This window comes from Novosphingobium sediminis, from assembly GCF_007991615.1.
Lineage (GTDB): Bacteria > Pseudomonadota > Alphaproteobacteria > Sphingomonadales > Sphingomonadaceae > Novosphingobium > Novosphingobium sediminis.
The window spans coordinates 1-13596 of the sequence record NZ_BJYR01000020.1; the positions used below are offsets into that span (position 1 = coordinate 1).

Genomic DNA, 13596 nt, shown 5'->3' on the forward strand with positions numbered 1-13596 from the left:
ACAGTAAGTCTCGGAAACTTGTGTCTCCACTGACCAAGCTCACACAGCAATAACTCGAACGCCACTTGTGGGGCGTTCCGGACGTCCTCTGCGGCGCCATCGACGCCGGCGACAGCAAGCAGAAGGTCTTCGGTCTGCTGCTCGACACACGGCTGTCCGACGTGTGGGACAAGGTGTCTGAGGCAACGTATGTGACGGGGTACCCCCGTCCCTTGACGTTGATGTCGACGACACTCAGCCTACGGCCCAACGGCTGTGTCCGTACCTTCGTCGGAAAGGCTCGCCTCCGTGGCGGCTTGATCCGGACTGCGCTTAGGCAGGAGATGGACGTCGTCAATCAAGGATCTCGGGATTCGCTACTGCGTAGAGCACAGCTTGCACGCGGCTTTCGATTCCGATTTTGCCCAGGATGGCGGAAACATGATGCTCGACTGTCCGAAGTGAACGGCCGAGGCGTTCCGCTATTTCCCGGTTGCTCTCGCCGTCGACCATCATGCGCAGAATATCGACCTCGCGGCGCGTCAGCCCCAAGGGATGGCTGCGCGCAGCACGATAGGGACCGCGCTTTCGGCCCTGCGCAGGCAAGCGAATGCCGCGCTCTGCCGCAAGGCTGCCCGCAAGCGCAATGCCAGCCAGCGCACCCATCGCCTGCAGTTCCTGCAGTGCCTCAAGGAACTCGGCCTCAGCAGCCGTTCCGACCGTATAGAGCCGCGCAAGGCTGGCATTGAACCGGTAGCCCCCGCCAAGCCAGACAGCGGCCGCCGCCCCTCCCTCACCGGCAAACTCCTCGCTGACAGCGCCGTGAAGCGCAGCCCCTAAGTCCTGAGGTGTATGGCCAAGCCGAAACATCCAGAGCGCCGCAAGATTGCTGTTGTACGGATCCGCACTTTCGACCGCGAGTTGACCGCAAGTTTTGGCTAGCTCTGACGCCTTGTCCCGATGACCGTTCAGTGCAAGGTACTCGATCTCGCCCAGCAAAGCCTCCGCAAGACGGCGCTTTGAACCCATGCGCTGGGCAAGCTCTACGCATTCGCTGATGGCCTTGTGAGCTTCTGGTTCGCCTTTGCGCACTGCGGCCATTGCCTGCGCCAGGATCGCAGGGAACGCAAAAGCAGGCGGAGCCCCGATGCCTTCAAGCGCCCGGTCTGAAAGCCGGGAGGCTTCATCCAACTGCCCTGTATGGACGACAATCAACGCGCGCTGCCCAAGGAGCAGCGTCCGCCAACAATTCATCGTATCGCCGCTCAGCAGCGGATTGGGCCGCCCCAGCCAGTCGCTGGCCCGATCGAGATCCATAATCGAAAAAGCAATTCTGCATCCGGCACTCTGCACTCTGGCCGCAAGTTCATGCAGCGAATGTGCGCTCGCTTGTGCATAGCAGCGCTCCAGTTTCGACCATACGGTGCCGATCTCGTCCTGGCTTGCCGCAAGGACCGCTTCGATCAACTCGACTTCCAGCCGGACAGCGGTACCGCTGGCGTCCGCAAGCACGGCAAGGGCTCTTTCCAGATGTGCGCGCGCAAGCTCTGCTTCTGCCCGCTCCCCGGCGAGATCAGCGGCCAGACCATGCGCAGCCGCCAGTTCCGCATTGGGGCCTTTCATCTCGAGCAGACGGATGGCTTCAGAAACGCAGGTCGCGGCGGCTCCGCTTTCTCCCCGGTACGTAAGCAACCTTGCCAGCAGCAATTGGGCAGTACCGGCTGCGTGCAGATCGCCTAGCCCGTTCCAATGGCTGACGTTCTTCGCAACCTGCCCGATCATGGCATCGGTCAGCCCACCGGCAACGGCGGATCGACAAACCCAGAGCTCGGCAATTTGTGCGTGGAGTTCCGCATCCGCCGCAAGTGCATGGGGCAGTGCAGCGGCGAGATGGCCGACGCAGTCGCTCAGATTGCCCCTTGCCTCCGCAGCTCGTGCCGCGGCAATGGCACCTTGCGCAGCTGCCAGATCATCACCTGCTTCGTGCGCCAGACGGAACCACGATTCCGCCGGGCACACGCGTTCTCCGGCAGCTTTGAGTGGTTCAAGCAAGCGCTGTCGCACGGCCGCTTGGGTGAACTGAGGAATAAGTTCAAGGACCGCGAGGCGCATGACTTCGCGTTTGAATGCTCCACCTGCCGAGTTGGCGAGCAGGGCGCCGCTTGCCGGAATAAGCCGCGGATCAAGATCAAAGTTCTGCGACAGCCACACCGGCAGATCAGGGCCGTGGGGCGGCGGCACGAACGCCAGAAGTTCAATCCAGGTGCGTTCTGCTTCGTTAAGGCGCTGCAATCTGGTTGCAGCGAGGTTCTTGAACATCTCCGGCAGTCGATCACCATCTCGAAAGCCTTTGCGCAGCAATTCGTTGACAAACTGCGGGTTGCCATCGCTTAGCCGGTAGATCGGATCTGGCGGCAAACTCGCCTTTTCGCAGAGATCCGCAACCTCTGTGAAGGTAAGCGGCGGTATCTCAAATCGGATCGAGAGTTCGGCTGGCAACGCACCGAGCAGACTCACCAGAGGATGGTCAAGATCGACTTCCTCGGGGCGATAGCTGCAAACGATCAGGAGCGGTGCGGCGTTCAGCCTGCGCAGCACATAGCGCAGGACATCGAGTGTGCCAGGGTCAGCATGGTGAACATCCTCCAGCACAATGATTGTCCCGCGCGGTAGCTGCAGGATCGCTTGGCCAACCCGGCCAATCGGATCGATACTTTCGGTGGCCTGGGCGATCGCGCGTCCATGGGATTTGCCAAGCACCTCCGCGAGGTCCAGCCAGGGCCCGAGAGGACGGGGATTGTTGAGTTGTTCGCAAGCTGCGCGTGCCAGAGGCTGGCGCGCTGCTTCTGACCCGATGAAATCATCGATCAGCCGGGTCTTGCCCATGCCGGCTTCACCGGAGACGACCACCACATTACCAGACGACGCGGAACGCATGGCGTCCGCCATCCTGAGCAGCAGGGTGAGCGCTTCACTGCGTGCAACAATCGGCGTCACGACTTCACTGCCCCGGTCAATCCCCAAAACAGCGCTCTCCGGCGCTTTACACCCCAGTCAGAAATTCAGGCCAAATGCTCTTTGTTTGCTTGAGCCAGGTGTACGGTTACAGGGCCTGCAAAAAAAATTCCCATTCCGGGTCAATGCCTGCGATTGCGAAAAATAGGTGGGATCACCGATGTTTCAGGTTTGCACGCTCCATAGCCTGCGAGATCGAAGCGGTGGCAGGGAAGCGGGCTTCCGGGCGCATTTGTCGACAGGTTCGATTGTGCTGATGGAACGACCATTACCTACTTGCATACCGGACTACGGATCCTCTGGTGTCGCCAAAAAACAGAGTGCGGACAAAGTCGTCAAGTCTCCGGTAGCCGTGAAAGCCGCGTTTGCCGAACCGCACCACAGAACCAGTTCGATTGAGCAGCCGAGGGCTGTGCGCGGGGAAAGGGCCGTAGTGGTGTCTGGACAAAATTATCTGCGGCGGGGGCGGCATGCCCTGTCCCGGCTGGGGCATTTGGCTTTTGGCGCTCTGCTCACGCTGCTGCCGCAAGTGGCCATGGCTCAGCAGTATGCGGCAGACCCGAGTGGATCGGGTCCGATCGTTGGCGCTGTCCGCTGGTTGCAGAACACCCTTCTTGGAACCGTGGCGACGGTGGTGGCGGTTATCGCCGTCGCCTCTGTCGGCTTCATGATGCTCACCGGCCGAATGAACTGGCGTTATGGCGCGACGGTCATTCTGGGCTGCTTCATCCTGTTCGGGGCCGCCAGCATCGTCGCCGGCATCCAGACCGCCGCAAGCACGGGTTACTGAGCCCAGGCCATGGCGGTCCTCAGAAGTGAACCCCTGTTTGTCGCTCTCACGCGCCCACAGATGTTCGCTGGCGTCACTTATACGTTCTTTGTGCTCAACGGGGTGATCACGACCGAATTGTTCCTCCTATTCAAGACACCGTGGGTGCTTGTCGCGGCGCTGGTGATCCATGCGCTCGGAGCGCTGGCATGCTTGCGTGAACCGCGCTTCTTCGATCTTTGGCTGGTGCGGGTTTCGCGCTGTCCGCGCATTCGCAACCACCGGTACTGGCAATGCAATTCCTATCGGGCCTGACGGGCAGCGGACCTGCGTTCGAGCAGGAACAAAGTGCCGGGAGCAGGCTTCCGTACCAGCGCCATATCGACGACCGCACGATCGAGCTCCGCGATGGCTCGCTGATGCAAGTCATCAAGCTCGCCGGTCTGCAGTTCGAGACCAGCGACGCCGAAGACCTCAACTACCGTCAGGACCTGCGCGATGCGGCGCTGCGTGCCATCGGCAGCAGCAACTTCGCCGTCTACCACCATGTCCTGCGGCGCGAGGCAAAGGCCGTCTGCCATGGAACGTTCGAAGACGATTTCAGCCGACGTCTCGATGATGCCTGGCAGGACCGTCTGGCCGGGCGCCGTCTATTCGTGAACGAACTCTACCTCACGCTGATCCGAAGGCCATCCGGGCGCGGCGGCAACTGGTTCACCCGGCTTGCGGGGGTCGCCGAACGCACCGTAGCCGAGGCTGCGAGCGCACGTTTTGCAGCAGACTGCCGCGCGCTTGAAGCCGCGTCGGAACAATTGCTGGCCGCCCTCACACCCTATGGCGCGCGGGTCCTGCAAGTCTATGACGGCCCGGGCGGGCTGTGCTCCGAGCCACTCGAGTTTCTGGCGACGCTCTACAACGGCACAGTTCACCCGGTCAGACTGCCGCTCGGCGATCTTGGCGAATACCTGCCGGCGCGCCGGGTCAGTTTCGGCCGAGACACGATCGAACTAGGACCTGTGGCGGAGAAGCCGAGCAGCTTTGCTGCGATGGTCTCGATCAAGGATTACCCCGCGCAGACCATGCCGGGCATGCTCGACGATCTGCTGCGGCTGCCGTTTGAACTGGCTGTCAGCCAGAGCTTCGCGTTCGTCGACCGGCGCGACGGCCTTTCGCGCATGAACCTTGTCCTGCGCCGCATGCGGGCTTCCGACGATGAGGCAATCAGCCTGCGCGGCGAACTCGGCAGCGCGAAGGACGAACTTGCCGCCGGACGCGCAGCCTATGGCGAGCACCACCTCACCGTGATGGTATGCGGCGCCTCGCCCGCAGAAGTGAGTGCGGGCGTTGCCGAAGTGCAGGCCAGCCTGATCGATCTCGGCATGATCTCGGTTCGTGAAGACCTTGCTCTCGAACCTACCTTCTGGGCGCAGTTTCCAGGCAATTTCAAGTTCATCGCGCGCCGGGCCCTGATCGGATCCGGCAATTTCGCAAGCCTTGCCAGCGGGCACAATTTCCCCGCCGGACGCGCCGAGGGCAATCACTGGGGCGGCGCGGTTACCCTTTTCGAAACGACGGCGGCCGGCCCCTACAGCTTCAATTTCCACCACGGCGATCTTGGCAACTTCACGGTCATCGGCCCGTCCGGTTCGGGCAAGACCGTCATCGTCAACTTCCTGCTCGCGCAAGCCCGCCGGTTCCGGCCGCGCATCGTGTTTTTCGACAAGGACCGCGGTGCCGAGCTGTTCATCCGCGCCATCGGCGGTGTCTACGATGTGCTGCGCCCCGGCACGCCGAGCCGGCTCAACCCGCTGCAACTGGCCGATAGCCCGGCCAACCGCCGCTTCCTGATCGAATGGGTCACTCGCCTCGCTTGCAGCGAAGGGCAAACCCTTTCGAGTGCGGAACAGCAGCAGGTGAAGGAAGCGGTGGAGGCCAATTTCAAGGCCGCTCCGGCCTATCGGCGCCTGCGCATCTTCGTGCAGCTTTTCCGCGGTGCCACGCGTCCGCAACCGGCCGATCTCTATGCCCGCCTGCGGCCTTGGTGGGGCGACGGCGAGCATGCCTGGCTGTTCGACAATGCCGAAGACCATGTCGATCTATCGAGTGAAACCGTCGGCTTCGACATGACGCGGCTGCTCGACGACCCCGTCCTGCGCACGCCTGCCATGATGTACCTGTTCCATCAGGTCGATGTGCGGCTCGATGGTCAGCCCTCGATCATTGTGGTCGATGAAGGCTGGAAGGCTCTTGATGACGACGTTTTCGTCCAGCGCATCCGCGATTGGGAAAAGACGATCCGCAAGCGCAACGGCGTCATCGGCTTCGTTACGCAAAGCGCGGAGGATGCACTGAGCAGCAAGATCGCCTCGGCCATCGTCGAGCAGGCCGCTACGCAGATCTTCACGCCCAATCCGAAGGCGCAGGCGGAGGACTACATCAAGGGCTTCGGCCTTTCCCCGCACGAGTTCGAACTGGTGAAGCGCCTGCCCGACACCTCGCGCTGCTTCCTCGTCAAGCATGGCCTCGAAAGCGTCGTTGTCCGCCTCAATCTTGCAGGGGAAACCGAGCTCCTCACCATCCTTTCGGGGCGGGAAAGCTCGATCCGGCTCTTCGATGAAATCCGCGTCCGCACCGGGGACAGCCCGGCGGCCTGGATGGCCGAACTGCTGCGGGTGGCATGATGGCGTCCTGCCCGCCCTTCGATCCCACTGGTCCTTTCGTCAAAGGGCTGCTCGCCTACACGGACTGCGAGACCGCCAATCTGGCCGAGCAGGGCTACCGCCTGATCGGCGCGGGCACCGTTTTCGCGCAAGCACTCGATGGCTTGCTGATCGTGGCGGTTGCGCTGTTCGGATACCGCATGCTGATGGGCGAGACCCCGCACTTGCGCGATGGTGTGATGCAGGTCATCAAGATCGGCTTCGTGCTCGCGCTCGCGCAGCATTGGTCAAGCTATCAGCCTGCCGTCTACAATCTGGCGACCGGCGCGCCGCCGATGTTGGTCAGCCAGCTTTTCGGCGAGGCAAGCCGCAGCCAATCCGGCACACAAGGCCAACTGGTAGACCGCGTCGAAGCGGTTGATGCAGCGCTGGGTCTGATCCTGCATCCCGAACGCGATACGCGGACGTCAACGCTGCCTCGCCCGCCGATCGCAGGAGCGGCAGTGGTTGACCCGGCCAATCAGGCTGGACCCGAACTGGCACCCGAGACGCGCGATACGCTGACATCTGCAAACAACACGCTGCTGCTGACCATGGTGTCTGGCGCAATCGGTCTGCGGATCGCCATGGCCCTCCTCCTTGCGCTGGGGCCGCTGTTCATCGCGGGGCTGCTGTTCGGCGGGACAACGTCCCTGTTCTCGGGATGGGTGCGGGCTTTGCTTGGCACGATGCTGGGCCTCGTGTGCGTGCCGGTCGTAATGGCCTTCGAACTGGCACTGGTCGAACCGCAAGTCGCGGCCCTGAACCGCACCTTTGTGCTTGGCACGGCGTTCGGCGCGCTGCCGGACCGCTTGTGGATCATCACCACCGCGTTTGCCGCGAGCCTGATTCTTGCGCTCCTGCTGATAATCCGGGCTGCGGCAGGCCTACGCTTCGAGCGCTGGGGCAGGATGGTCAGCGAAATGATTGCACCCGGCGCGCAAAGCGGCCCCATCGTGCTGCCCCATCGTGATGATCGCCCGCACACCCCGGTTGCGCGCGATCACGCGCAGCGGGTCGCCGATGCGGCGGTGGCGGCTGAGCGCCGCGAGGCGCCGGCAGCCCGACACGGCTCCCGCACAACGGTGATCGAACGCGGGCAGGGCAGTCAGAGCTGGCAAGGGGCATCCGTCGCGGCCAGTGGCCCTGCGGCGCCCAGCCGGGCTACCGGCGGCCGTACCTCGGCCGCAGCCCAAAGGCGGGATGGAAGATAATGAAGAACGAAGTGTCATCCGATAAGGCCGCCGCGCGCAAGGCCTATTACGCGAGCGCAGAAAGCTGGGCAGCGGACCGGACGGAGCAGATGGCGCGCACGCTTCGCCTGACCCGCTTGCTGGCTGCGGGTGCCGCTGCGGTCGCCGTGATCGAGGCCATCGCGCTGATCGCGATCACTCCGCTCAAGACGGTTGTACCCTATACCATCATGGTCGACCGCACGACCGGCTTTGCGACCGTGCTCGACGAAAAGGCCGTGCCGAACATCAAGCCGGACAGCGCACTCACCCAATCGCTGCTGGCGCAATATGTCGTGGCGCGTGAGACGTTTGATGTCGCCGGCCTCCAGGGTCAGTACCGCAAGGTTGCGCTGTGGTCAGGCGAGCAGGCGCGGCGCGATTACCTCGGCCAGATGCAATCGGGCAATCCCGAAAGCCCGATCAACCGCTATCCGCGCGGGACGATTGTCGAGACGGTGATCGAAAGCGTGACCCCGATGGCAGACAACGCTGCGCTGGTGCGCTTCTACACGCAGCGGCGGGACCGCGGACAGGAACCCGGCGCACCCAGCTACTGGGTCTCGCTCGTGCGCTTCCGCTTCTCCGGAACGCCGATGGCGCTGAACGACCGGTTGATCAATCCGCTCGGCTTTCAGGTGGTCCACTATCGCCGCGATCAGGAAGCGCCGCCGCCGGTTTCGGCAGCAACGCAGGCGAGTGCGGATAACACCGCTTCCGGCGCAGCGTTGCCCTTGCCGGCTCCCAGTGCCAGCGCCGGAGGATCGGCCAGCCAATGAGGCGGAGCGCCTTCATTCAGCCCCGCGTGGCTGTGCTTGCGCTGGCGCTGGCCGCCTTTGCGGCGAGCGCGGCCAAGGCCGAAGTCGTGCCCTCACCGACCACTGGCGACGCTCATATCCAGACGGCCCCATACGACCCGCAGGAGGTCGTCGTCCTCCATGTCGCCCCCGGTTTTGCGACCACCGTGATCTTCTCGGCGGACGAGCGGATCGAAACTGTAACCGTGGGCGAAAGCAGCGGCTGGCAAGTACAGGTCAACAAGCGGGCCGATCAACTGGTGGTCAAGCCCTTGGGCTCGCAGCCGAGCACCAATCTCACCGTCATCTCGGATCAGCGCACCTACAATTTCCTGCTGACGACCGTGCCGCCCGATTTCGGCGTTGCGCCCTATCTTGTGCGCATGACGTATCCTGGACCCGTGCAGACAGCCGGGCAGGACGCCAAGCCTCCGGTCCCGCCTTCAGTCTACCGCCTGTCCGGTGCGCGTGACCTGCGGCCGACGGCGATGTCGGACGACGGGCAGTTTACGTCGATCATCTGGCCCGCGACTGCCCCCATGCCGGCGGTCTACGCCGAGGACGAGCCTGGCAAGCTGGCCTTGGTCAATGGCGTCGTGCGCGAGGGCGTGTTCGTGATCGAAGGCATCCACACGCGGCTGGTCTTCGTCCGCGGGGCACTGCGGAGTGTGGCGCAGCGGATCGAGCAGGCCGAGGCAAGCCGATGAGCGGTTCAGGCCCTCCCACAGACTCCGGCGAAGAGACCGGCCCCGGCCTCAAGGTCGAGCTTCCGCGCAGCGGACTACCCGCATGGCTGCTGCTGCCGGCCGGCCTTGCCCTCGCGCTCGGACTGTTTGCTCTGCTGGAGAGCCGGCGGGAAGCGCGCATGTCCGATAGCATCGAGCGGGGGCCGAGCACGGCGATGATCGAGGCACCGCCGCCGCTGGCGCTTCCGCCCGCGCCACCTGAGCGGGCAGCTGCTCCTGCCCCGGCAGCGTCCGGCACGCTTGCTCCGCCGCCATCGATCCAGAGCCGGATCGCGGTGCCCCCGCCGCCCTATCTGATGCCGCCCCAGCAGGTCTACCGGCCGATCCAGCCACCGGCGGACGACGTCTACGCACCGCCCCGCTACAGCAAGACGCCCGCCGTCACCGGCGTTTCGAACGGCGCGGCAGCGATGGTCGTCGATCTCACCGCCGGCAAGGGCGCCAGCGTCAACGGCGGAGCGGGTGATACCGCCGCTGCAAGCGACGATGACGCCGTGAGAGCCACGATTATCCGCAACCGCGCCTCGGTCGTCCAGCAGGGCGTGGTCATCGCGGCGGTGCTCGAAACCCCGCTCAACTCGGACCGCCCCGGCCTTGCCCGCGCCATCGTTTCGCAAGACGTGCGCGGCTTTGACGGGACGCGGGTGCTCATTCCCAAGGGCAGCCGCCTCATCGGCGAGTTCAAGGCCGAGACCGGACCGAACCTGCGCCGCATCCTCGTGACCTGGTCGCGGTTGATCCGCCCGGATGGCGTAGCGATCCGCATCGCTTCCCCCTCTGCGGACCGGCTGGGCGGCTCAGGCGTGCCGGGGTCGGTCAACACCCACTTCTTCGCGCGCTTTTCCGGGGCCGTGCTGCAATCCGCGCTGACCGTTGGGGTGAACCTCGCCTCGCAACTGCCGCGCAATGGCAGCAACGTTTACATCGGCGTACCGGGACAGATCAGCCAGATCGGTCAGGACCTCCTGCCCGACACCAAGCGTTCGCCCACGGTCAAGGTCAAGGCGGGGGCAGAGATCGCGATCTTCGTCGCGCACGATCTCGATTTCGGCGGCACGCCGGCGGTGCGCTGATGCTGCAGGACGAGACCTCCGGCGAACTCCAGTATCTCGAGGCCTTCCTCGCCCCCCTCCTGCCGGTGCTGGCGCGCCGCGATGTCACCGACGTCTTCATCAACCGGCCCGGCGAGATCTGGGTCGAAACACTGGATGGAACGGTCCAGCGCCACGAAGCCCATTCACTCGATGAAGCTGGGCTGTGGCAGCTTGCCCGCCAGATCGCGAACATCTCGCATCAGGGGATCAGCCGGGAGCACCCGCTGCTGGGCGCCATGCTGCCCGATGGCACCCGCGTCCAGATCGTTGCCCCGCCCGCGACACGCGGGGCTATGGCCATGGCCTTCCGCAAGCATGTCGTCGCAGACATCGGCCTTGCCGAGTATCTTGCCGCAGGTGCCTTCGCGCGCACGCGCTTTCATGCCGAATCGGATGAGGCACTCTCGCGACTGCACCCCGCAGGTGAGCATCCCGAAGACATGGCTGCGTTCCTTGCCGAGGCGGTGCGCGGGAAACGCAATATCCTGATCTCAGGCGGGACGTCTTCGGGCAAGACAACCCTGCTCAATGCGCTTGTTCGGGAAATACCCGAGACAGAGCGGCTCATTTTGATCGAAGATACGCCCGAAGTCCGCTTGCGCCATCCCAACGCGGTAGGACTGCTGGCGACCAAGGGCGATCAGGGTGAGGCCCGCGTCTCACCGGACGATTTGCTGCAAGCATCGCTGCGCATGCGCCCCGACCGGATCATCGTCGGCGAACTGCGCGGTGGGGAGGCCTATACGTTCCTGCGCGCGGTCAACACCGGCCATCCCGGCTCCCTGACAACAATCCACGCCGACAGCCCGGAACGGGCCATCGAGCAGCTAGCGCTGATCGTGCTGCAATCGGGCACACAACTCACGCGGCAGGATATCGTCCACTATGTCCGCTCGGTGATCGATCTGGTGATCCAGCTGGATCGCCGGAATGGAGCGCGGGGCATTTCGCGCATCATGAGCACGCGGGGCTGAGGGAGGTGCCCCACCGGTCCCATGATGGGACGCGTTGATTATCGAACCATTTCTAAAAAATAGGTGCTTCCTCTGATGTTTTGATGAGAGGCTGGATTACCTTTTGGCGCAGGTAGGGGACAGGATCTGCACTCAAACAGCACACGCAGATTTTTGCCTGAAAAAGACAAGGATCGCACGGATCCAATACGCAGGATTTAGGTCAAGTGCATCGTCGGGGTCGCGCAAAGGCTCTGGCCAATAATGTCTTCACTGCACTGACGACGATTTCTTCTGGTCGCCAAAATTTGAGCTGAGTTGCAGATGGGCACGTCGATATCGACTGTCCGGAATGCTCTCGATTTGTTCGCTTGAGACGCAAGGTTGCATGAACTGCGCGTTTCTCGAGGAGCCGTGTTGCGCTTACCGCGCTTCACGGAGCGATGATTTGCGCCCGGCGCGGGTGCGGTTTCGCGGCTTCGGAAACGCCATTCGGACAGGGGAAGACCACGTATGGTTGATAGACGCGACACGTTGAAACTGGGGCTGGCAGCTGCCGCAACCGGTGTGGGAGCCGCAGCCGCCAAGGCGCAGTCGGTGCCGCAATCGGGGCTCCTGTTTCCGGACACCTACCGGCAGGGCATCGTGCGCAATCCCAGCCCCCCAGCAACGCCGTTTGTCGCCCCGCTCAGGGTGATCCCGCGCGCGCAGCCGATCCCGATGAGCTCGCTCGTGCCGCCGCCCGATCCGCGTTCGCACCAGCGCTACAACGAATTTCGCCCGCAGAAGTTCTATCAGCAGGTGCTGTCCGAGTTCAAATGGCAGTACCACCCTGAAGGCGTCTATGCTGGCGGCTCGTGGTCATGGGGCTTCAACGGGATGACCCCGGGCGAGACCTTTGCCGCCCGCTATGGCGAGCCGATCCTGATCCGCCGCCTCAACAACCTGCCGCCAGTGGGCACCGGCAATATTACCTGGGCGCTGCCGTCCTCGTCGATCCACCATCATAACGGGCACCAGGCCTCCGAGAGCGACGGTATCCCGCAGGATTTCACCTACCCCGGTGAATTCTGGGACCACCACTACCCGCTGTTCCCCGCCGGTTTCGACAAGCGCGAGACGATGGGGACGCTGTGGTACCACGACCACCGCCTCGATTTCACGGCAACGAATGTCTACGCCGGGCTCAGCGGCTTCTATCTGTTGTTCGACGAGTTCGATTCCGACAACGAGCGTGATCGCAATCCTCGCGCCTCGCGCCTGCCCAGCGGCAAGTACGACGTTCCGCTCATCCTTCACGACGTGCGCTTCGACCAGAATGGCCAGCCGGCCTGGGATTTCACCGGCCCGCACACGACGCCGGTGCCGACCACCCGCCAGTATGACTCGATCCCGAACCCGGCGAACGTGGCTTACGAACCCGGCTCGACCTACACCAACCACGGCATGCTGGGCGACAAGTTCACCGTCAACCGGATCATCCAGCCCTACTTCAAGGTGGAGCGCCGCAAGTACCGCTTCCGCATCCTGAACGGCGGACCTTCGCGTCTGTACAAGCTCTACCTGACCACGGCCACGTCCAGTGCCGAGAAGTTCGTCGTCATCTCGAACGACGGCAACCTGCTGCCGGCGCCGATCGAGACGGACAACATCAACGTGTGGGTGGCCAACCGCCACGACATCATCGTCGACTTCTCGAAATATCCGGCCGGCACGCAGATTTACCTCACCAACCGCCTCGAGATGCGCGAGGACGGCGCGGGGCCGCAGGGCCGCATGCTCGATCAGGGTGATCAGATCATGCGGTTCGACGTGGTGGGCGGCAAGGTCGAAGACCCCAGCCGCATTCCCGACCGGATGCGCGAGCTGCCGCCGATCAACATGAGCGAAGTGCGCCGCCGCCGGACGTTCAAGTTCGACTACGACAATGGTCTGTGGACCGTGAACGGGCGGCTCATGGATCCGGACCGGGTCGATGCGAAGATCGAGAAGGGTTCCGCCGAAATCTGGACCTTCCAGAACAACGGCCAGCAGTGGGCGCACCCCATCCACACCCACTTCGAGGAATTTCAGATCCTCTCGATCAACGGCAAACCGCTTCCCGCCAATAGCGTGCTGCGATCGCGCAAGGACGTCGTCGAACTCGAGCCGATGACAGAAGTGACCTTCTTCGGCCGATGGCGCGATTTCACCGGCAAGCACGTCATGCACTGTCACAACGTCGTCCACGAGGATCACGCGATGATGATCCGCTGGGACATCGTCGAGCCCGGCATGGGTGATTGATCGGACCAGTTCGAGAACGAGCCAGT

General features: G+C 63.5%; 10 protein-coding genes. 9 read left to right on the plus strand and 1 reads right to left on the minus strand.

Going from position 1 to position 13596, the window contains the following annotated elements; translation table 11 throughout:
* Positions 1-333: 333 nt before the first annotated feature.
* Positions 334-2976 (minus strand): helix-turn-helix transcriptional regulator, encoded by a 2643-nt coding sequence (locus NSE01_RS15170; protein ID WP_147160497.1) that lies wholly within the window; start codon positions 2974-2976, stop codon positions 334-336.
* Between the two features lie 526 nt (positions 2977-3502).
* Here NSE01_RS15170 and NSE01_RS15175 point away from each other — a divergent pair.
* The 9 genes from NSE01_RS15175 to NSE01_RS15215 all read left to right on the plus strand — a co-directional run bounded on the left by NSE01_RS15175 (position 3503) and on the right by NSE01_RS15215 (position 13570).
* Positions 3503-3784 carry a TrbC/VirB2 family protein gene (locus NSE01_RS15175; protein WP_147160617.1) on the plus strand — a complete coding sequence of 94 codons (282 nt, stop codon included), beginning with the start codon at positions 3503-3505 and terminating at the stop codon, positions 3782-3784.
* Between the two features lie 9 nt (positions 3785-3793).
* Entirely contained in the window at positions 3794-4078 is a 285-nt protein-coding gene (locus NSE01_RS15180) for a VirB3 family type IV secretion system protein (protein WP_147160498.1), read from the plus strand.
* On the plus strand, positions 4057-6444 hold the full coding sequence (locus tag NSE01_RS15185) for a VirB4 family type IV secretion/conjugal transfer ATPase (protein WP_147160499.1): 2388 nt from the start codon (positions 4057-4059) through the stop codon (positions 6442-6444). Before NSE01_RS15180 ends, NSE01_RS15185 begins: the two co-directional genes overlap by 22 nt.
* Positions 6441-7676 carry a TrbL/VirB6 family protein gene (locus tag NSE01_RS15190; protein ID WP_147160500.1) on the plus strand — a complete coding sequence of 412 codons (1236 nt, stop codon included), beginning with the start codon at positions 6441-6443 and terminating at the stop codon, positions 7674-7676. The genes NSE01_RS15185 and NSE01_RS15190 overlap by 4 nt, the downstream gene beginning before the upstream one ends.
* Entirely contained in the window at positions 7676-8473 is a 798-nt protein-coding gene (locus tag NSE01_RS15195; RefSeq protein WP_147160501.1) for a VirB8 family type IV secretion system protein, read from the plus strand. Before NSE01_RS15190 ends, NSE01_RS15195 begins: the two co-directional genes overlap by 1 nt.
* Positions 8470-9198 (plus strand): TrbG/VirB9 family P-type conjugative transfer protein, encoded by a 729-nt coding sequence (locus NSE01_RS15200; protein ID WP_147160502.1) that lies wholly within the window; start codon positions 8470-8472, stop codon positions 9196-9198. The genes NSE01_RS15195 and NSE01_RS15200 overlap by 4 nt, the downstream gene beginning before the upstream one ends.
* Positions 9195-10310 carry a TraB/TrbI/VirB10 family type IV secretion system protein gene (locus tag NSE01_RS21770; protein ID WP_246135235.1) on the plus strand — a complete coding sequence of 372 codons (1116 nt, stop codon included), beginning with the start codon at positions 9195-9197 and terminating at the stop codon, positions 10308-10310. Before NSE01_RS15200 ends, NSE01_RS21770 begins: the two co-directional genes overlap by 4 nt.
* A complete protein-coding gene (gene virB11, locus NSE01_RS15210; protein WP_147160503.1) occupies positions 10310-11305 on the plus strand; it encodes a P-type DNA transfer ATPase VirB11 in 996 nt (331 codons plus the stop codon). Before NSE01_RS21770 ends, virB11 begins: the two co-directional genes overlap by 1 nt.
* Positions 11306-11797: 492 nt before the next feature.
* Entirely contained in the window at positions 11798-13570 is a 1773-nt protein-coding gene (locus tag NSE01_RS15215) for a multicopper oxidase family protein (RefSeq protein WP_147160504.1), read from the plus strand.
* The last annotated feature ends 26 nt before the right edge of the window (positions 13571-13596 follow it).